Origin of the sequence: Bacteroides sp. 90-K9/2 (genome assembly GCF_047310725.1) — a bacterium.
Lineage (GTDB): Bacteria > Bacteroidota > Bacteroidia > Bacteroidales > Bacteroidaceae > Bacteroides > Bacteroides vicugnae.
Genome location: NZ_JBCGVL010000009.1, coordinates 47,398 through 70,405 on the forward strand (window position 1 = coordinate 47,398; position 23,008 = coordinate 70,405).

Sequence of the window (23,008 nt, forward strand, 5' to 3'; positions counted from 1 at the left end):
CAAGAGAGAGAATTATTAAGAGGAGAATGACTGGGTGTATGAATATATGCCCAGTCATTTTTTTATTTTTATGGCTGGAAATTATTCTGCTGATTATAAATGTAATATCTTTGACGCAAAAATCGGAAGTTATGTATAATAAAGCAACTGTTATGACCGATCTGAGATGTTTTTTATCTCTCTCTCTGTTATTAATATGCGGCCTTCTGATGGCTGGTTGTAGTGATGATGAAAATGAAGAACAGCCTCCTGCTCCGGATGTTCCGGATTATAGCACGATCATAGTGAAAGATATACAGAATATACCTGCGGATTTTACATTCGACCGGGTTGAGGTGAAAGTGACGGGGGCGGATTGGCAAGTGATTGAGACTCTTGAATTTCCTTATAAGGACGGACAGATTGTGATGATACTTCCCACGAGTTTTCCTTCGGAAAAGCTTCAGGCGGTAGACCGGCGTAATGGCATGGGCGGTTACTGGACCGGGACCTCGGATGATGCGGATGCTCTTGTGGCGACCCTAGGGGATTTCTTTGTTTTTAATGGCGATAAGAGAGTGGGACGGATTGCTATTTCCAACTGGTCCGGTAAAGAGTCTTCTGCCGGAAAAGCTATACTGGTGGGGTATCAGTATGCCGATCGTCCTTTTACGTTGACAGGCAGTGACAAATCGTATTATTATAATAATTGTTCTTTTGTTAGAGGGTGGAATATATTTGCCAATATCAATCCTTCATCAGATTCTGGCACAGCAAAAGTTCTTCGAACAACTGCTGTACCAGAATCAACTTTATTTTGGCGTCTTGCAGAATCGTATATTTATTAATAACTGTTTATTTACCATTTACCCATTGTTTGTATTTGTTGGTCACTCATTTCCAGAGTTGTCCATTTGCCATTTATTTGGTCGAATAGGGTAGAAGCATCATCTTTTTTACATTGATAGGTCTTGCCGTTATTATCTACTTTCTTCTTACCATAGCTGAAAGTTGCTTTATTTACAGTGTTGTGGATGTATAAACTGGCATTCTGTTTTGAATTCAGTTCAGCTTCAATCGTCCATTCACCACATTGGAATTTGTTACCATTTCGGACTATGTTTGCGGCCTTCTCATCAATAGTCTCTATTTGGATGATAGTTAATATTCGGTTCTTTTTACAGGGACCGAAACTGGCAGTAAGTGACCAAGGATTGGTAAAATCTTCTCCACGTTGTGCATCCCATTCATTGGGGGGAGTAGCATATTTATCTGTTTGTGTAATATTGCTTTTTTGTTCACAGAACAACTGAGCTACGGAAGCGAAGTGTTTTTCTTTGTTGACAGTGACTAGTGTTGATGTTGATTCGTCAATGTCAAACTTAACTGGACTATGCAGTAACCAGTCCCAGCGTACTTCTTCTCCCGCTTCCAGTTCATCATAAATCAATACCTTATTGGGGTGCAACAGGAAAATATGTCTGCGAAACTTCTTTAATGGTGTTTCTCCGAAGCCATTCTTTGGGGATTGCTCCAATTTATATTTCTCGAAGCTCTGTTTCCATAAACGTACATTGCTGATTCCGCAGTATGCATTTGAAGCATCTCCTAATGCATATGAAATATGCTCGCCATTAAACATACGTACGATGTATCCGTAAGCGTCGGTAGTGAATGGTTGTCCGATGCCGTTTATTAACATGGTGTTATGGGCCCGGGTGTTGCGGTAAGAAAGCAGATTATGCGGATCATTGAAATCCATATAATGACCGACAGCATGATAGATAGCTTCTCCACCATAATGTAGATTGAAAGCGTTTTGGTTGGAATGTGTATGATTGCCGGAACCAAAAGGACTGGAATGGAAGCTTAAGCTGATATTCTTATTTAAATCTTTTAAATTGCTGTTGGCTATCATTTCTCCGCAATCTTTGAACCATACGGCTTTAGGTGCGTCTATTGGTAATTCGCAGTTTGCCGGACGTTGTTTACCGCATACCAGACGGTATAAACGTGTTTCCGATTCTGTCTTATATCGGTCGTTTACAGAAGAGTACCAGGCTGCGTATGGGTCATCGGTGTTACGGGCCAGAAAATCAGCAAAAGCACTACGGATACGTAAAGGTTTGCCGTTTCTTTTTTCATGTCCGTCGCCGAAACCTGCGCTTAGCGAACCGGGTAACCAGGTGTATGCGGTGCCGATACCTGCATTTTTATACCAGGGATGTTGCAGAAAATCTGTTTCCGTCAGGTAGCTGAACAGGGTAGGGATATAACAAAGACTTACAGCATTGGCACTGAAGTAATTTGCACCATTATGCCAAGATCCGTCACGATTGAAGCCGGTAGCCGGTCCGCGTGTATTCCATAGTTCGTAGTAGTACTCCAGATATTCTTTGGCTGAAGGATATTTGTCGTATAATACCAATGATGCTTGTAGAAAACGGCGTATGGTGAATTGCCAGATATGTTCGTCGAAGAACATATTCTCCTCATGCCCCAGAATGCGTGTATCATAATAATGAGCGAGAACTTTCATGATATTTTGTTCTATCAGTTTGCGTTCTTCTGCTGTGAAACGCTCATAGCAGTTTTCATAAGTACAAGCTAATAAGTAAACCAATTCTCCAGCATTAAAATCATTTTCGATGAATTCCAATTCAGGCTTTTGGGATAGAAGGCAACGTACGTTTGCTACCATTTTTTCTGCATAGATATTGCGTTGTAGCATTTGGTATGCAGTGTTCAGGTTGTCGCAATTCTCTGACATTGTAAATATATGCTTATAAGGTTGGTTGTCTGTACTGAAGTCCATTGCCAATGCTTTGCGTGAATCATTAATCATCTCCTCGAATTCAGGATTTGAACGTACATTCTTTCGGGCTTCTTCCAGATGTTCATTCAAGAAACAGTAGATACGGGGATATTTTAGAGGAATATTTTTTAAGAAGATATGGAATGGTGGTGTTGCAAACTTGGGAGTTGTACTTTCTATTGTAAAACTGTAAGTCTTGCTCCAGGGCTGTTTCTCACCGGATTTACTGACTGACCGGAAACGCCAGTACCAAATTCCGGTATTTAATATCTGATGTGGGTTGAACATACACCAAGGAACAGGTTTTGATAGTATATCGTTTTCACCTTTAAAGTTTTTGTCTTGTGAAAGATGAAATTGCAGGTAGTCCGACTGTTTCATTGATATTGGGACTAACAATGGAGCCGGATTCAAATAGATGATATTCTCCTGTTGCGGGTAAGGAGTTTGCCGTTGCGGGTTATTTGCGTATAGGGACACAAAGCTAATGCACAACGTGAAGGTTATAATTGTTAGTATTTTCATTAAAAGCTATTTAAAATTTTAGTTTATCAAAGATAGCATGAATCCATATAAAAGAGCTTGTCTGATTTTAGATAATTTATCTAAGACTTATAATTTATACCCCAAAATATGAGATTTTCCATTCACTTTCACCTCAACTTCCAATCCTTTTTCATTGAAACTTTTATTCTTGAAACGGATATCAAATTTATTCTCCCCGTTTTTGTCTTTGAAAGGGTAGATTATAGTGATGTAACGCACTGGCTTATCATCTTTTTTTTCTACATTGAAGGATATTGCAGGGCGCTTGGCACGTTGGCGGTAGGCTATTGAATACCATCCTTCTTCTTCTACAACTTTCATGCCCTTGGGACCAAAACATTGGAGTTTTACGTTACTTTTATCTTTTAAGACAGTTGTCAGAGACATATTTTGGGTGTCTAATTTTATTCTTCCTTCGCAGAGTTGATAATGTAAATTGACGGTTCCTTTAGTTTTCCCGATAGCTTCATCTACAATAACAAAGAATGAATTATCTACAAAGAACACAGAACGCCGGTGTCTCAGATCTTTATAACTCGGATTTTCTGTTACCAGAATTTGTGTCTTTCCTTCCGGTTTCCATAGCTTTGTTACTGATTCTGTGGCTTCTATTGTTTGATTATTAAGCGTTAATGTATTGTGAACAGAAGTTGATCTGAACCAGTTCCGTAACTTCATCACTTCTTCGTCACCGGCAAAAACATAAGAACCGGAGTCTGGAAACAGATTTTTTCCATTAAACCAAAGCTCAAATGTTCCATTGTCCGGTTGGCAATGCCATTCTCCTTTTGGACCGGCTTTTACTACCATTTGGGTGGCATTCTTGCCCCATGAATTGCGGAAAATAAAGAAACCTGATGTAGTGAATCCTTTTGACAAGTAATCAGGAAGTGTTCCTTCTTTTCCTTCTGTTGCAAAGTAACGGATTACTTGATTGTCGGGAAATAAGGCGGACCATTTCTTATAGCAATTTATAGTGTATTGCTTTCCTGTTAAAAGGGCATCGCTGAAACAAGGATTACTATAATCTGGGAAACAGATGTTGGCGTAGAACATGATCATTCGTTCAATGGTGTCTATATAGTTTTGCGGAAATTCTTTTTGGAATCCGTTGACTGTTCCCATATTCAATGCGGAATAAAAGATATTGATAGTGGCCAAATGGTAGTGAGGGTCTAGTTCATATTGTCCGCCGTCTGGATATACTTGTTGCAAGATTCCATGGTTTAATATATCTATTCCGCTTTTTCTCCATTCACTGGCTTCTTTGAATTCTGGGAAAAAAGTACCGGCATAGAACATTCGTTGTGCTTCGAAAAGCAAATGATTGCCTTGCTCGGAATAATTTTTAGAAAGAAATGTTGCATGTCTGTGGTAGTTCCACAAAAACTCTGTCAGAAAATCTGGCGTAAATGATTGTGCAGGCAGGAATAATAGGAATTGTATTAATTGTCCTTGTAATCTTTCACTAACCTCTAAAGGACGCCATGCAAAACGGTTATTTTCAGTTTCGTCTTGAAGAGAACTGTTATCTAAAATCTCATATTCTTCTTTAGGAATCTCCAGGAGTGGGTTTTTCTTAATCCAGTCCATGTATTGAAATATCCACTCTTTTGCATACTTTTCATCCTTATTGACTCTGTAAGCATACCCCATTGGAATAAACCACTTATGTCTGTGAAGCATCCAACGTATTTCGTTGTCTTTTATCGGCCAGTATTTCCAGTTGATATCTTTGCCGTAGAAAGTAGGCTCATAGCCGTCTTGTCCATAAAAGATGTGCTGCATTGCGTTGTCGGCACGTATTTTATCCAGTGGACTTAACTGGATATTCTCTAAATTAATATCAGGATGATGAATATGCTTTCGTTCCCGATAATAGTTGAGCAATGCTTGGGCTGCTTCTTCCTTTTTTTGTGCTTGATAAAGAGCTTTTACTTGTTCCAATCCGGGATAATCCAAGTTGAGTAATGAGAATATTTTCTCGTTGACACCCGTCCGGGCATTGATTTTTGTTATGTGACCGGTTAACAGCCATGTACATAATAATAAGAAGATTATTTTTTTCATTTCAAAAGTTTTTATAGATCAGAATATTTAATTTGTTTTACATCCATATATCTTTTTAGTGCTTCAAGATAATAATAATCGGCATAGTTTAACGGAGCATCTATTTCGAAACCATTGGGGACAGAACCTGTTGAATGCATCAATATAAAATTCTGATTGTCACCGATTTTTGCAAAATAGGCATCACTCGATAGGTTTTTCAGAATTGTTTCCGCATAGGTGAAGTACTTATTATTCTGTGTAAGTGTACTTAGCTCAATAAGTGCTGATGCCGTAACGGCTGCTGCCGATGCATCTCGAGGTGTTTCGGGGCTTTGTATGGCATTATAATCCCATAATGGAATTAAATCTTCAGTTTTTACACGCCGGATAATCATATTGGCTATATGTTCCGCATGATTTAGAAAAATGGAATCTTTGGTTTCCCGGAAACAGGATGTATAGCCATATACTGCCCATGCTTGTCCGCGTGCCCATGACGATTCATCATGCTTGCCTTGGTGGGTACGTTTGTATTCCACCGTCCCGTCGTTATTATAGCTCACTACATGGTAGCAGGTGTAATCAGGGCGGAAATGGTTTTTCATCGTTGTTTTGGCATGTTTAATTGCAACTTCGTTATAACGGTTGTTTGCGGTCAGATTATAGGCCTTGAACAATAAATCCAGGTTCATTATATTGTCAATGATTACAGGGTAATTCCAGTCTCCGAAGTCCCATGAGCGAATACATCCTATAGTGTCATTGAAACGTCCGCACAGATTATCGGCTGTCTCTTTGATAATCTCTTTAATTGTATCATTGGGAGTTAACCGAAGGGCATTTCCATAGCTGCAATTTACCATGAAACCGATGTCATGTGTATTTTTTATATAGCGTACCGGATTCAGCAGGTTGGTATAATAGATAGCGAATTTTTTTAGAGAATCCTTTCGGGTCATCTCATATGCATACCACAATGAACCGGGGAAGAAACCACTGGTCCAGTCTGAAGCAGGGCAGAGCAGGGTTTGTCCTGCCAACTCTGGAGTGGACTCTGATTCTATCGAATCTTTGAATATGGAAGGATCACGTTCCAGTTGTCGGCTTATGAACATCGTATCGCAAACCTGATGAATACTTCGGGGAAACATTCCTGTGCCTTCCAGTTTTTCTCCGGCAATCTTTAATTGAATGGAAGCTGCATCCAAACTTTTTTTTAACCACCTATAGTTTTCCTTTTGAGGAGTTTGGCATGATACCAGTAGAATGGTTGTGAGAATCCAAAAATGATTGTACTTTTTCATTTTATAAGTTTATCGTTTACTTGTTTTTTCTGTTTGTAAAAATAGTGATTGTTGGTCGTTCGTTTGTGACAAGGGTGTTCAATAGAGTTTAGATTGTAAATAGTGAACATTAATTTTGTCTTTTATTATGTGGATTTTATCCAGTGATTCCGAAATAGGGACGAAAATCGTAATTTTGTAGTCATTGGAAGTCTCGTTTTGGGGTATATCAGAGTGCAGCAAGAAATAAATGTTGCGTTGTATTCCATATCTTTATTATAAAGGACTAAATAAAGGATCCTATGAAATATGATATTTTCTATCCGGCTATTGAAACTGTGAATCTTATGGTCAGAAGTAACGTTTTATAATGCTCTATATGGGGCTTAAAAGGCTGCCGTTGCTTATTGTTATATAAAATCTCAACCAAATTGTATAAAAACAACATTGTTCTAAAACTAATATCAATGGAATTAGACGATATGGAGACATTTATTTATTAAGGCTCCTTAACTTTGTTGGAGTAGAAATATGATTTCGGAAATGGAATAAAAGTAATGAATAGAATTAGTAAATTGTTAACTAAGTCAAGTTTGATTATGAAAATCAGAACAATGAATTATGGTATTTGCAGGACATTACTATTCGCAGGTCTCTGTTTGTCCAATGTATATTTAAATGCAGCGGAAGATGTGGGTCTGAATGGGAACTCCAATGCAGTAGAACGGTCTAACATTGTGTTTCAAGCGAGATTCAAGGTTTCGGGCGTGGTAAAAGACTCAAAAGGTGAACCGATTATTGGTGCGACGGTTACTGTGAAAGGCACTGCAGGCGGGGTTTTGACCGATATAGATGGTCGTTTTGAAATTGAACTCCCTGATAAGAATGCAGTACTCGTTATTTCTTATTTGGGATTTAATACGACAGAAGTCAAGGTGGCAGGGCGTAAATCTGTTAATGTAGAGATGCAAGAAAACGTTCAAACCCTGTCCGAAGTAGTAGTTGTGGGTTATGGTAGTCAGAAGAAAGAGACATTGACGGGGGCAATCTCCGGAATTAAAGGAGATGCTTTATTGAAATCACCGAATGCCAGTATTTCCAATTCACTGGCTGGCTCTATTCCGGGTATTTCTTCTGTGCAGTCAAGTGGAGAACCGGGTGCGGATGATGCAAAGATTTATGTTCGTGGTGTTGGTTCCCTCACAGAATCCGGTGCTACACCTCTTATATTAGTAGATGGTGTGGAACGTAGCTTTTTCCAGATGGACCCGAATGAAATAGAATCGGTTTCCGTATTAAAAGATGCTTCGGCCACGGCGGTATTTGGTGTACGAGGTGCTAATGGAGTAATTCTAGTCACCACCAAACGCGGTATGGAAGGAAAGGCGAAGATTTCCATAACTTCTTCGGTGGGTGTTCAAACCCCTACGCGTATTGTAGATATTGCGGATAGTTATACACATGCTCTAATGAAGAACATGAAAGACCGGAATGACGGAGTTTCTGAGGAAAACTTAGTTTTTACTCCCTATGATCTGGAACGGTTTCGTTTGGGTGACGAACCGATAATGTATCCCAATGTGAACTGGTATGACTATCTGACGAAGAAACTTTCTATACAGACGCAGCATAACCTGAATATTTCCGGCGGTACTAAAAACGTGAAGTATTTTGTTTCTTTAGGATTTTTGTATCAGGATGGTTTCTTCAAGAAATTTAAAGAATTGAATTATAACAATAACTACGAATATACACGTTATAACTATCGTGCTAATCTGGATGTGAACTTGACCAAATCCACTGTGTTAAAACTGAATATTGGTGGTATTGTCGGTGTTAAAAATGCACCGAACTATCATGAAGAATTCTGGTCTTACTTGATGGCGACTTCAGCTCCTTTCTCCTCTCCGGGAGTAGTGGACGGGAAAAAAGTAGTGACGGCTCCTGACCGTTTTGGCGGGTTGGTTACACAGTACGATATGTTTCCACGTTTTTTTGGAACCGGTTATTCAAGGCAAGTAACCAATACTATGAACTTTGATATGGTGTTGACGCAAAATTTGGATTTTGTAACGAAAGGATTGTCTGTGGAAGCTAAGGGGGCTTATAATACTACTTATTCTTATATGAAAGACATTTCGACTCAATCCATAACTTATCTTCCTTTTTATTATTCGACAGTGCGCAATCCGGAGCTTGGAATCGAAGATCCTGAGTTTAATAAAGAAATTGTATATAAAACCATTGGTAAGGACGGTGAACTTCATTACACAGAAGGAGATAAGGATCGTTCCAGAGATTGGTATTTTGAGGGGAGTTTGCGTTATCAGCGCAAGTTTGGCGCGCATAATGTAGGAGCCTTGGCTTTGTATAATCAGAGTAAGAAGTATTATCCTTCACAATTTACGGCAATTCCTACCGCTTATGTTGGATTGGTCGGGCGTCTGACCTATGATTACAATTCTCGCTATCTGGCTGAATTTAATATCGGTTATAATGGTTCCGAAAATTTTGCACCAGATAAACGTTTCGGTACTTTTCCAGCAGGTTCTATCGGTTATGTTTTATCCGAAGAACCGTTCTGGAAGAGGAATAGCTATCTTACTTATGTGAAGTTACGTGCTTCTGTCGGTTTGGTGGGTAATGATAATATGTCGAACAACCGTTTCTTGTATTTACCGGATTCGTATCTTGTAAACAAACTTGATAAAGATAATGGTTACAAAGATTATTTGGATGGTTATAATTTTGGTTTGGGTAATACGGTAATTGAAAAGGGGGCTGACGAAAGCCGGCTTGGAAATAGTAATGTAACATGGGAAACCGCCTTGAAGCAGAACTATGGTATAGATGTCAATTTCTTTAATGATAAGTTACGTCTCACATTCGATTATTTTGTTGAGAAACGCAAGGACATTCTTATCAATCGCTCCACTATTCCTATTTATACATCGCTTTCATCCTCTATTTTGCCGGTAGTCAACATGGGTAAGGTAGACAATAAAGGATATGAAATCAGCTTGAAATGGAACGACCGGGTGAAGAACTTCAGTTATTGGCTGGATGCCAATATGTCTTATGCCAAAAATAAAATCATCTATCAGGATGAAGTAGAACCGAATGAGCCTTATATGTGGCGTACCGGGCAATCAGTCGGCTCCATTTTCGGCTATGTGACGGATAGATTTTATACTGAGGAGGACTTTGACGAAAAAGGAGAGTTGGTGGCAGGACTGCCTAAACCGGCCGGGATAGTACACCCTGGAGACTTGAAGTACAAAGACTTGAATGGAGATAATATCATTAATTCGGATGATGTTTGCAAAATTGGTAATTCCAAGCGTCCGCTTTATACTTTTGGTCTCAACTATGGTTTTGAATATAAAGGCTTTTTTGCTTCTATGAACTGGACTGCAGCGAAAGATGCTAATGTCTCATTGCAATATTCATTCCAAGCTCCGTTTGAGAAGAACCACGTACTCTACCAGTTTATAGCAGATGGAAGTTGGACGAAAGAAACGGCGGGAACTGCCAAATATCCACGTTTGTCTTCCAATCCTTCTAATACAGAAAGTTCCACTACTTGGGTGCAGGATGCTTCATACATTAAACTGAAAAATGCGACTATCGGCTATAATATTACAAATAAAAGACTCCTGAAGGCAATCGGGGCTTCTTTGATCTCAATCAAAATAACCGGATACAATTTGCTGACGTTTGATAAACTGGAATTTATGGATCCGGAGGGGGAGCCTAACCGAGCACAATCCTATCCGATTATGAAGATTTATAACTTAGGAGTAAACGTAACCTTTTAATTGAAATTTATGATGAATAAGAAAATGAGAACAACCTTATTGGTTCTGTTAACAGGGATAATTGCCGGCTGTGAAGATTTTAAGTTCGGTAATGCTTTTCTGGAAAAGCCAATGGGCGATGATGTTAATATTGATACTGTATTCTCGAATAAGAAGTATGCAGATCAGGCTTTGAATCAGGCATACAGATCGTTGCCGGATTATCTTCCGTTGGAAGCTCGCGGTTATCGTGGTAACTGGATTAATACGGATGGGGTGACAGATATTTGTTATAGTGCGGGAAGCGCTTATATATCCGGTAGTCTCAAAGCATCTTATGAAATAGCTTTTCCCTATTATCCTAATAGTAGTACGCAGAATATTGGAAATCCGTTGTATGGTATTCGTAAGGCTTATATCTATCTTGAGAATGTAGACCGTGTGCCGGATATGACAGAAGCGGAGAAAACGCGTCGTAAAGCGGAAATGAAAGTCCTTATTGCTTATCACTACTCACAGATGTTGAGGCATTATGGTGGGGTACCTTGGATTGACCATGCTTATACGTCTGACGATGTTTTTCATTTTCCTCGTATGACTGTGGAAGAAACGGTTAATAAGATTGTCGGTTTGTTGGACGAAGCAGCGGTAGACCTGCCCTGGTATGCAGTGGCGGAAGAAGACGGCCATATAACGGCAGCTGCCGCTAAAGCGCTGAAGTTGCGTGTACTTCTGTTTGTCGCCAGTCCATTATTGAACAATGATACTCCTTATGCGGACGGTGAAGCGGCTGTTCAGAAATTATCTTGGTATGGAGATTATAAGAAAGAACGTTGGGAAGCGGCTTTAAATGCCGGTTTGGAATTCCTGAGACTGAACAAGGAAAATGGTAGTTATCATGAAGTGGTGAATACAGGGAATCCTCGCGAAGACTATATAAATGGCTATTGGACAAGAGGTAGCAGAGAGATTATTATGTCTTCTCATCGTTTTGCTGTTTATGATATGAGTACGAAACCTTTAGATCGCGGACATAATGACTGTGATATAGCTACCAGAGCCAGTTATGCGGATATGTTTGAGTGGAAAGACGGTTCTGCTTTTGACTGGAAGAATGAGACTCATGCAGCTCATCCCTTCTTTGACGAGAACATGAAGCCTACTCGTGACATTCGTCTTTATGAGACTCTGATTATAAATCAGGATAAGTTCAAGAATCAGACTAATGGTGCGGAATGTTATCAGGGAGGAAGGCAGAGTATGGAAAACAGCAGTTATAATAAATCTTCTAAGTACGGTTATAGTGTCCGTAAGTTTGTGAGAGACAAAGCGGAAGAAGTGAAGAACAAGCCATACCAATGTCCTTTGATTCGAATGCCGGAAGTTTATTTGAGTATTGCCGAAGCAATGAATCAACTGGGAGTGGCCGGAGTAAAGGATGAATTCGGACGCGATGCTTATGATTATATAAATATCGTTCGTCATCGTGCAGGAATGCCGGAAGTCCGTAAAGTAGAAGGGCAGGAGTTGGTTGATATACTGTTACATGAGCGTGTTGTAGAGTTTGGGGCGGAAGAAATGAGATACTTTGATTTGATTCGTTGGAAACGTAGTGATTTACTTTCTACTCCTTTGGAAATGCTGGTTATTAAGATGGAAGGAAGAGATACAGCCGGTAAACCGATATTTAGTTACCAGCGGTCTGTGACAAACGAGAAATATTCTTGGAAAGATTATTGGTATCTGATTGCATTTTCACAAGCTGAAATAAACAAGAAGTACGGATTGATTCAAAATCCGGGATGGTAATGGAAGATTGGTTAATCCTTAAACAACATAAGAAAAATGAATAAGTTATTATATATTGTTGGTATGGCATTTTTATTGTCCACCACGGCGAACGGGCAGCAGAATGCGACTGATAGCTTGGTAGCTATCGGGTATAATGATGCAGATACAAAAGTGATTGATTTGGGATTTGTCAAGAAAGATCGAGGAAATCTAACACAAGCGGTTTCTACCGTTTCTTCCGAGGTATTGGCAAATAAAACCGCCACATCCTTACAAAATTCTTTATATGGATTGCTACCGGGGCTGTATGCTAAACAAAATGTAGGATGGCATTCGGAGGCGACATTGAACATACGTGGACAGGGTGGTCTAGGTGAAGGTACTCCCTTGATTATAGTCGATGGTTTTCCTCGTTCATTGAACACTATTACTTTGGAAGAAGTGGAATCCGTGTCTGTATTGAAAGATGGCGCTGCAACTGCTTTGTACGGAGCACGTGGAGCTAATGGGGTGATTCTGGTGAACACCAAACGGGGAACCTATAACTCTTTTGATGTAGATATTAATTATAAACATGGCTTTACACTACCTGTTAATAAACCAAAGATGGCGGATGCATATACTTACGCTCGTGCTGTGAATGAAGCTTTGCATTATGACGGATTGGCACCTCAATATTCCGAGAGTGATTTATTGGCTTTTAAGAATCAGACTAATCCTGAACTTTATCCTAATGTGAACTGGGTAGATGAAGGAACACGAAATGTCGGCGAAAGCAATCAGTTAAGCTTGTTGGTGCGGGGAGGAGGAAATAAATTGCGCTATATGGGGCTGTTCGATTATAAAAATGATTTTGGTTTGCTGAATGAGCAATATACCGAGTATTCTGACCGTTATAAATCTCAAATTCGCAGTTATGATATGCGTTTGCGAATGAATATTGATGTCGACTTGACTTCAAGTACACAGATGCAGTTTGGTATTGTCGGTGTACTGAATGAAACAAAACGACCGGATGCCAGTGTCAGTACGATTTTTGAAAATCTGTATAAAGTACCGTCAGCAGCTTTTCCTGTCAAGACTTCGAACAATGTTTGGGGAAGTAACCTGTTATATAAGATGAATCCGTTGGCAGTTATTGCTGATCAGGGATATTATCAGACTAATTGGAGAAAACTGGAGGCCAACATGCGTATTACACAGGATTTATCGATGCTGCTTAAAGGCTTGAAAGCGGAAGCGGCTATTGCTTATGATAATACCGCTACTTTTTGGGAGAATGGTTCTAAAACTTATCGTTATGAGGTGACTTCCTATTCGGATGAAACCGGTAGGACTAGTATGATGTATGGAGATAATTCGGCACTGGAGATTAGTAGTGGAGGACGTTCCAATAGTGTATTGGAGCAGACCATTCGTAGTAATTGGGAACTGAAGCTAGGTTATGACCGTATGTGGAACGGACATCAATTGAGCGTAGCAGCTCTCTATCGTCAGGAAATGGAAGAATCGTTGGGTGTTAATGTGTCTTGGTATCGTCATTCTATCATGGGAGTTGCAAGTTATAATTTCCGGAATAAATACTTGGTAGATGTTGTTGCTAATAAATATGGAACCAGTGTTTTACTGAAAGGAGATAAATATCGTTTCTATCCCGCTGTGTCGGCAGCTTGGGTTTTATCCAATGAAACTTTTTTTAAAGAACAGTCTATAGTCGATTTTATGAAGTTACGCTTTTCTTACGGACGTTCGGCCGTGGATAATCTGGCTTATGGTTTGGGTAAACATTTTTGGAGCGGAAAAGGGCAATACTTCTTTGGCGACAGTAATACAGAAATGGACGGTTATATGGAACGAAAATTACCGATGCGAACGTTGGAATTGGAAACTGCAGATAAATATAATGTCGGATTGGATTTGCTGTTATTTAAAAATCTAAGTTTTACGGCTGATATGTACTATGACAGACGTACGAATATTCTGGTTTCGAACAAGAAAGTATCTAGTATGATTGGGATTGAGGTCCCTCAACAAAATGTGGGTAAAGTGGAAAGCAGAGGATTGGAACTAAGTCTTGGCTGGAAGGATGAAATCCGCAGTTTCCGTTATTACGCTAATGCCAATGTTGCTTTTCTGGATAGTAAGGTGATAGAAAACGGTGAAGCTTATCAGCCCTATGATTATTTATATGCAAAGGGGCATAAGGTCGGGCAGGCTTTTGGTCTCGAAGCTATCGGTTACTTCAACGACGATGAAGATATCCGTAACAGTCCGACACAGACATTTTCCACAGTGCGTCCGGGGGATGTGAAATACAAGGACCAGAATAATGATAATCGGATCGATGCTTATGATGAAGTGGCAATTGGTAAATCAACCATTGTTCCTGAAATGGTATACGGGTTGAATCTGGGATTTGAATATAAGGGATTTGGAGTGGATGCTACATTCCAGGGGATAAGTGGTATCAGCACTATGTTGACAACACCTCATGTTTATCGTCCGCTTCGTAATAATAACAACATTTCTACTTGGTACTTGTCAGACAGAATCCGTTGGACGGAGAGTACAAAGGATATTGCCAACGTTCCCCGTCTGTCTACATTGGATAATGCGAATAACTATCGCAATAGCACTCAATGGTTGGAAAACGGTTCATTCTTAAAACTGCGAAATCTGAATATCTATTATACTTTCCCGCAGAAATGGACGGAAAGACTGCAAATGGATAAACTTCAGATTTATGTGCGTGCACAAGATTTATTCTCTCTGGATCATATCAAATACCTGAATTGCGAATCCCTTTCATTAGGTTATTTTGATACGATGGGTGTTTCTTTGGGACTGAATATAAATTTTTAAAAAGAAAGTACGATGAAAATAAAAAAATATATCGCGATAGTGTGTGCTTCTTTTTTGGTGGTCGGATGTAGTCTGGACTTTGATGAAACCAATGGCGATACGAAAGAGATAGCTTATTCTTACTACGACAATTTGGCTAAGCTTGTAACTTACGTTTATAGTTTTTTGCCAACGGATTTGGATCGTAATAGTGGTGCGATGATGGAATCGGCTACGGATAATGCAATGTATAGTTGGAATCAGAATACAATTTATAATATTTGTAATAATGTTTGGAGTCCTATTATGACGATTGATACCGGTTGGGATTATTTTAATGCAATTCGGAGTGCCAACTCTTTTCTGGAGAATTTCGATATAGAAGTTTTGAAAGAGTTTGAGTTTAATGACGACTATGATGTGATAATGGACAAGGCTAAAATATTTCCTTATGAGATACGTTTTCTGCGTGCTTTCTATTTCTTTGAACTCGCCAAGCGATACGGGAATATTCCGATGTTGATCCGGACTTACGATCCAGAAGAGATAAATCTGGTGAAACCCTCTTCTTTTGAGGAAGTGATTGATTTTATTGTTCAAGAATGTGACCAGATCGCTAATCAGTTGCCGGCAGACCATAGGGACTATCGTGGTGAAACCGGACGTGCAACGAAAGGTGCTGTGTTGGCTTTGAAATCCAGAGCTTTGCTTTATGCTGCCAGTCCACTTCACAATGCAAGCGGGGATAAAGGAAAATGGGAAAAGGCTGCGAGTGCGGCGGCGGCAGTAATTGCTATGGGAAAATACACTTTACCTAAGGTTGGTAACGACCCGTTATATAAGGGTGGTAACGATATGTTTAGTTCTCCACAGTTGATTTTTGAACGCCGTGACGGATTACAGACTAGTACTTTCGAAGCACGTAATGAACCAATGGGGTATGAAGGTTCGCTGGGTGGGAATACACCGACACAAAATTTGGTAGATGCTTTTGAAATGAAAGATGGTACTTCGTTTGACTGGAACAATGCGGAGCATGTGCAGAATATGTATGTAGATGTCACAGGTAATCCGACACGTGATCCTCGTCTGTATCTGAATGTATTATATAATGGTGCTACATGGCTGAAACAAAAAGTGGAAACGAATGTAGGAGGTTTACATACAGGAATGGATGGTGCAACAAAGACGGGATACTATTTGCGCAAACATATGAATGAATTGGTCAGTCTGGATCCTGTGAAACCATTAGGAAAAGAACATCATTATCCTTTGTTCCGGTATGCCGAAGTCCTGTTAAACTATGCGGAAGCTATGTATCATTGGATGGGAGCGGATGTGAAACCGGCTGAATATCCCTACACTGCTCGTGAAGCTTTGAACTTGGTTCGTGACTGCGCTGATATGAAACATATAACAGAAACAGGTGAAGCCTTTCTTGAGAAAGTACGTAACGAACGGCGTATCGAACTAGCTTTCGAAGATCACCGTTTCTGGGATATCCGCCGTTGGAAAATGGGCGAAGTTGTGAAGAATATTTATGGTGTTCAGATAACAGGAACAGGTTCTAACTCTACTTATAAAAGAGTGTTGGTAAGTCAGAACCAATGGGATGATAAAATGTATCTGTTCCCTATTCCCCAAAATGAGTTATATATGAATATAAATTTAGAACAGAATCCGGGTTGGTAACAACAAGTTGTAATTAAGAAAATATGAATACAAAAATCTTTTCAAAAGTAATGTTTGCCTTGTTGTTCTTCTTTGCAACAGGGTGTAGCGACGATCAGGAAATCTTCTTTGAAGATTATGCCAATGATGAGGCTCCGGAAGTGGTACATCCCGATCAGCGGGATAAACCTTATCCACGTGAAGAACATGAACTTTATGTCAATCCGTCGCCTTTGATCGTGCCGAGAGCTGCGAGGAAAGCAGAAGAATTTCTGGAGTTTGAGCTATCACAGAATGTCGGTTTCCCGGAACAGGGTACCTATCGGTCGGGAAAATTGAGTTGGAATGTGTATAATATTCACGAAGAAATGTCCGTAGGACAGTGGTATTGGCGATTTCGTACAGTAGATAAAGACGGCAGGACAGCGGGTTGGAGTAAAGTGTACTCCTTCACGGTGAGCGGTAAAGAACCGGTGTTTGTGACACCCAACTTCACGCTTCTTCAGCAGAATATCCCGACAAAATATCCACGTATCCATTGTTATATAGAGTCAGATATTGACAAGGCTAAAACCACGATTACTCAACATCGGGAGTATGCCAGTCTGACGGAGCGTGCCAAAATCGCTCTTGACGAGCGAGGATTGGTCCCGACTGATTTATATGCAAATACAACTGATTTGAATACTTATGTGGATTACTATCTGAATACGGCATATTTGTTAACTGGAGAATCAAAGTATTACGATAAGATTTTAGATTATGGGCGTAGGATGTTAGCTCAAAATGCAAGTGATGCAACACTGCTCAATGATAATTTCCGGTCCGCCTATATTGTTAATATTTTGAGTATTGTTTATGATGTTTGTCAGAAAACCTTGACAGAAGAAGAAAAGACAGCCATTGAGAAGATTATCTTGAAAGTGGTGACGTATTATTATGATTCTTATAGGGGCCACATGGAGAACTGGTTCTTTGATGAACATACTTGGCAGATTACTCTGCGCGCAATGTTAGAAGGTGCTTTCGTAATTTGTCAAGAATATCCTGAAGCTATGACCTCATTGGAGTATTTTTATGAATTATGGACTTCAAGAGCTCCGAGTAATGGTTTCAACCGTGATGGAGCTTGGTTTAACGGAGCCGGATATTTTGAAACTAATCAGTATACATTGTATTATATGCCAATGTTACTTTCATATCTGACAAATGTTAATTTTTTGGCGCACCCGTGGTATCAAAATGCAGGAAAGGCATTGGTGTATTCATGGTTACCTGAAAGTCGGGCGACGTCATTCGGGGATTTCAATAGAGGAGACATTCCTTATCGTTCGCGGGTAGGCTTTGCTGATTTTCTGGCACGTGAACTAGGTGATACCAATGCAGTCTGGTATGTGCAGGAATGTCAACGGACATTCCCCAGTGGAACGGCTGATGAGCACTCTTTGTACAGTAATCTTGATCTTCGTCTGTATCGTATCTCGCAAGGAGATGCTCCGTATAACATTACGGAAACTACGGATATTGAGATGGATAACTTTATTTGGTATAAAGATTGTGGTGAAGGAGTTGCATTTTCTAATATGGTCGACCGTAGTAAAAATCTCTCATTGGCTTTCCGCTCCAGTCCTTATGGATCAGGCAATCATACACATTCGGACCAGAATAGCTTTAAACTTTTATACAAGGGTGAAAATGTATATATGAATGCGGGTTATTATCAAAATTATAGTGACGCACATGCTATTTTGCAATATCGCAATACACGTGGACATAATACTGTAATGATAAATAATATCGGGCAGCCTTTCACGACGCGTGCTTATGGTAATATTACTCGTGCTTTGAATGGGGATAATCTGGCTTATTTTGCAGGAGATGCGTCGCAAGCCTACTGTGGACAGACGGAGAATACTTATTGGATTAAGTGTTTTGCCGAAGCGGGACTTTCGCAGACAGCTCAATATGGGTTTGGAAATAATCCGTTGAATTGTTATAAACGTCAGATTTTTATGTTGCGCCCTGATAAGGTGGTTATCTATGATGAGTTGGGGGCTGATCAACCTGCCACTTGGCAATGGTTGTTGCATAGCCCGGTAGAGTTTCATGTAGCAGGAAACAAGGTGACTACTACTTATATTGTGAAAGGTGGATTTACTTCGGTAGCGCAGATTTTTAGTGATCAAACGCCAACGATTACTACCACTAACAAATGGTTTCAAGGTGGTGAACCGGCCGATCAGGATCCGGTGAAATATCCTAAAGAATGGCATTTGACAGCTGAGTTCGCTTCTTGTGCCCAAAGTAAAATACTGACTGTTATACAAATCAGTGATGATGGACGGGTAGATGATATCTGGCGTGTGGATGATAATTTTAAGATAGGTGACTGGGAAGTGGAAGCTGAATTGAGTGCCGATAAGCCTGCGGCTATCTCTATTGTCAACCGATTAACAGGAACTGTATTTAATAATAGTAACCAGACGCTGATTATCAATGGAACTCCTTATCAACGGCGGCAAGAAAACTCGTCTATACTTTATGATGCTGTTCATGGAGAAAAACAGGTACAGGAGATTGGGGATAAAAAACTACAAGTTACCCGTTCGTTGCAATAGTATAAACCTTTTGTTTAATAGAAATTCCTGAAAGAGATGAATAAAATAACTTATATAATAGCAGTTTTGCTTATGTCACTTTTCAATGCATGTTCGCAGGAGGAAAGCTTGGAGCCTTTGGACGGTAATAGTCAGGTGAACTTTTCCTTGGAGTTACCGGCATCGGTAGCCTCCACACGCTCGGAAATTCAAATTCCTGCGTATTATAAAATGCGTTGTATTCTGGAGGTATGGACAAATGATGATAAACCGGTATTGAAGTATCGTGAGGAACGATCGATAGAGGGGGGAGCACCCTCTATCGACTTTATGATGCAAGCCGGTGATTACACATGTCTGCTTTGGACGGACTTTATAGCCCGCGATGCTGTTATGGAGGAAATAACCACGGCAGACGGGGTAGTTTATAATCATTTTGCCGACACTTTCTATGATACGAGGGACTTGCAAGCAGTGACGATTAAAGAGTCTAATGCTGTCAATCTGTTTGATACGGATGCTTGCGATGCTTTTTTTGCAAAGATAGATTTGGAGAAAAAAGCGGAAGGCATTTCAAAGACTGTGAAACTGATTCGTCCGTTGGCTAAGTTGGTAGTTAAGGAAAATGATGAAAAACAATTCTCTTCATTGACGAAATTGACAGTTTCCTATCAAGTACCGGCAGGTTTTAATGTATTGACGGGTGAACCGTTGAAATCCATGCAGAATTTGAATTTTACGAAGACAAATATGGATGAAAAGAATGCAGAAGGACAAGTGTTGTTTACAAATTATGTATTTGCTCCTTCTATCGGGGAATTAGAAATGGGAACCATTGCGTTCCAGTTTTCACTGGGGAGCACGATTCTGAGTCGTGAAATACCGGCCGGTTCTTTCACTTTGGCACGAAATCAGCAACTCAATGTGAAGGGAGCGTTGATAGGTGAAGGGACTTTTGTTCCTGAAGAACCAGCCGAACTTCCTCAGGTTGGTGACTTTTATTATCAAAACGGCACTTATTCTTCCATTTATACAGCAAGTGTATCCAATCCTTGTATCGGTGTAGTATTTGCCGTGACTCATGATGGTAGTATTGTTGATAATTCAAAGAATTACGAAGTTAACGGAAAAGCGAAATTGGAGAAAGTTCATGGTTGGGTAGTTGCCGCTTACGATGTAACGGATAAAGCTGTCGGAGGAAATGGTTATCTGAAAGCAGGGGTTTCAGAGAATATTGTAATTCCTGACGGAGTCAAAAAGGATAAGGGAGATATTTATGGCTATATGAATACAGAATTATTCAAAGCGATAGGAAAAAATGAGGATTATCCGGCATTGAACGCCATATTGAATTATAGTGAACAAGTGCCTGCACCACTTAACTCCAGTGGCTGGTATTGGGGAGGAGATGAACAATACCGGATTCTGATGACAACTTATGCCAATAAAGGTGATGAAGAACCTTCACTTGCTGTAGGACGAGCTTTGGCGGTATTAGCAGAGAATAATGTTGGTAAAATACTAGGAAAAGGTGGTGATATGAGACGTTACTGGGCAAGTACGTTTTCTGAAGCAAAAAAACTGTTCTATATCGTGTGTTCGGAACCTACGAATAGTGATTTTATGGCAGTGGAAGATTGGTGTGAAATAACCAGTGGTCGTAATGTCCGTGCAATTCTGACATTCTAACATAGTACTTAATTTAAATTGATGAATATATGAAAAATGTTATTTTTAAATTACTTCTTTTTTGCTGCATAGGGCTGTTGTCATCTTGCAGCAAAGATGACAATAATATTTCCACAGACATTGATGCCAGTCAAATTCATTTATCCGTTCTTTTTCCCGAAGAATTGTCTGCAACACGTTCGGTTATAGAGAATCATAAGTTACGCTGCATTCTTGAAGTTTATACAAAAGAAGCGAATCGGTTAGTTTATCGTGAAGAGACAGTTGTAGATCCGGGCAGATTGGAAGGAGGGCTTTCTTTTGCTTTTGAGATGGAAGCCGGTATCTATAATTGTTTGATGTGGGCAGATTACATTGATGCGAATGTGGTTCGTCAGAATGAAAGCAATGATGTAGTAAATGACCGTTATGTAGATAAATATTTTGACACCTCCGATTTGACTGCTGTTACTGTAAAAAATCCTATGGAACTTGTTAACAGCGATGCTTGTGATGCTTTCTTTTATAGTGGTGAAATACAGAAAAGTAACAGTAAAGGACTCTCACTGGAGATTTCCTTGACACGTCCGTTCTCAAAAATCAGTATCAGTGAGGAAAACCAGCGTGAATTTGATTTGCTGAAAAAGTTGGATGCGGTTTTCCCTGTAGCTACTACTTTTAATGTCGCTACAGGAATGGTGGTAGGTGAACCGATACAGTTAGAACATCGTGTAACAGATTTCAAACCGGAGACAAGGACAGAACGTACATTACTGTCATTTTATACATTTGCCAATAGTGAAACACAAAAAATGGGTAGTGTGAGCCTGACTTTCACTACCGGTATAGAGCCGGTTCCTGTATTGAATGTGACCATTCCGGAAAATCTTATTCCCATAGTACGTAATCACCATGTAAAAGTGAGTGCTGCTATGATGGTGGAATCACCTGAACCGGATCTTGATTTTAATATCACTTATGATATCAATGTGGCAGATTGGAAAATTGCGGATAAGAATGTGATTGCAGTGAATGGTAAAGCAAAGGTAGGTGATTTCTTTTATAAGGACGGTACTACCTCATCCAATTATGTAGACGATGCTGAAAACCCATGTATAGGTGTAGTTTTCGCGGTAGCGTATGATGATGGTGCCGCTGCTGGGGACAGTCCTGAAAATTATCCTGGTACAGGCTTAAAGACTGTAAACGGTTGGGTCGTATCTGCTTACGATTTAAGAGATGGAATTAATGATGTTAATCTGAAACCTAGAAAATCAGCCGATGTGGTGATTCCTGACGGCTTGAAAGGGGATATGGATGATATTCAAGGATTCTTGAAAACAGAACTGTTAAAACAGCAAACGTTGTCTGATTATCCTATTGCGGAAATTATTGTAAATTATCAGAATAAAGAATCGACAAAAGCGCCTGCCAATACTAGTGGTTGGTATTGGGGAGCCGTCAAACAATATGATACACTTGTAAAATCGTATGCAGAAGCAAGTGGAGGTCAGTTGATAAAATCCTTGATGGTCCGGAACTCTTTGCAAGTTCTGGCAGAAGCCGGAACAGGTGAACTGTTTCCAGTAAATGGTAATGAAAGACGTCATTGGTATATTACTGCTACTGACAAGAAGGATAAGGGGATATGGGCAGGATTTGTCTGTTTAGGTGTAGGCAATAATGAGTATGGTGGTATTGAAGATGATTGGTGGGCAGTGACAAACAGTGGCAATGCTCGTGCTATCTTGACATTTTAGTTAATTGCATATAGTAAAGGATTGTTTAAGGATGATTTTTGAGGTGGGTGGGATGGTGTTTGTGTGAATCTTTTTCTGAGATTCGATTTTGGGGAGAGATAAAGAGGAATCCAACAATTATCTGTATTTGACACAGATAATTGTTGGATTTTCTTTTTATGTAGAACTTGTTGTTATTATCAGTTGTCCATTTCTATTGTTTGCCATT

The 23,008-nt window shown here is 39.8% G+C and carries 11 protein-coding genes; 8 read left to right on the forward strand and 3 right to left on the reverse strand.

The window, feature by feature from the left end; translation table 11 throughout:
• Window positions 1–209: 209 nt before the first annotated feature.
• The gene (locus AAHJ11_RS18055) at window positions 210–827 is read left to right on the forward strand and encodes a hypothetical protein (protein WP_413579960.1); all 618 of its coding nucleotides are present in this window, start codon (window positions 210–212) and stop codon (window positions 825–827) included.
• 11 nt (window positions 828–838) lie between these two features.
• Here AAHJ11_RS18055 and AAHJ11_RS18060 read toward each other — a convergent pair whose 3' ends face one another.
• The 3 genes from AAHJ11_RS18060 to AAHJ11_RS18070 all read right to left on the reverse strand — a co-directional run bounded on the left by AAHJ11_RS18060 (window position 839) and on the right by AAHJ11_RS18070 (window position 6,696).
• Complete coding sequence (locus tag AAHJ11_RS18060; protein WP_320975230.1) at window positions 839–3,319, reverse strand: DUF4962 domain-containing protein; 2,481 nt, start codon at window positions 3,317–3,319, stop codon at window positions 839–841.
• A gap of 87 nt (window positions 3,320–3,406) precedes the next feature.
• Entirely contained in the window at window positions 3,407–5,410 is a 2,004-nt protein-coding gene (gene hepC, locus AAHJ11_RS18065) for a heparin-sulfate lyase HepC (protein WP_320975229.1), read from the reverse strand.
• Window positions 5,411–5,421: 11 nt separating this feature from the next.
• On the reverse strand, window positions 5,422–6,696 hold the full coding sequence (locus AAHJ11_RS18070; protein WP_148367066.1) for a DUF4995 domain-containing protein: 1,275 nt from the start codon (window positions 6,694–6,696) through the stop codon (window positions 5,422–5,424).
• A 578-nt stretch (window positions 6,697–7,274) separates the two neighbouring features.
• Here AAHJ11_RS18070 and AAHJ11_RS18075 point away from each other — a divergent pair.
• Genes AAHJ11_RS18075 through AAHJ11_RS18105 form a run of 7 tightly spaced genes read left to right on the forward strand, consistent with a single transcriptional unit; the run spans window position 7,275 to window position 22,800 of the window.
• A complete protein-coding gene (locus tag AAHJ11_RS18075; protein ID WP_148367067.1) occupies window positions 7,275–10,493 on the forward strand; it encodes a SusC/RagA family TonB-linked outer membrane protein in 3,219 nt (1,072 codons plus the stop codon).
• Window positions 10,494–10,517: 24 nt separating this feature from the next.
• Window positions 10,518–12,281: a RagB/SusD family nutrient uptake outer membrane protein gene (locus tag AAHJ11_RS18080; RefSeq protein ID WP_320975228.1), complete on the forward strand. Its 1,764-nt coding sequence runs from the start codon at window positions 10,518–10,520 to the stop codon at window positions 12,279–12,281.
• Window positions 12,282–12,317: 36 nt separating this feature from the next.
• A complete protein-coding gene (locus tag AAHJ11_RS18085; protein WP_148367068.1) occupies window positions 12,318–15,125 on the forward strand; it encodes a SusC/RagA family TonB-linked outer membrane protein in 2,808 nt (935 codons plus the stop codon).
• A 12-nt stretch (window positions 15,126–15,137) separates the two neighbouring features.
• A complete protein-coding gene (locus AAHJ11_RS18090) occupies window positions 15,138–16,796 on the forward strand; it encodes a RagB/SusD family nutrient uptake outer membrane protein (protein ID WP_148367069.1) in 1,659 nt (552 codons plus the stop codon).
• 23 nt (window positions 16,797–16,819) lie between these two features.
• A complete protein-coding gene (locus tag AAHJ11_RS18095; protein WP_148367070.1) occupies window positions 16,820–19,393 on the forward strand; it encodes a DUF4962 domain-containing protein in 2,574 nt (857 codons plus the stop codon).
• Between the two features lie 36 nt (window positions 19,394–19,429).
• Complete coding sequence (locus AAHJ11_RS18100; protein WP_297284870.1) at window positions 19,430–21,061, forward strand: DUF6562 domain-containing protein; 1,632 nt, start codon at window positions 19,430–19,432, stop codon at window positions 21,059–21,061.
• A 29-nt stretch (window positions 21,062–21,090) separates the two neighbouring features.
• On the forward strand, window positions 21,091–22,800 hold the full coding sequence (locus tag AAHJ11_RS18105) for a DUF6562 domain-containing protein (RefSeq protein WP_413579964.1): 1,710 nt from the start codon (window positions 21,091–21,093) through the stop codon (window positions 22,798–22,800).
• Window positions 22,801–23,008: the final 208 nt, after the last annotated feature.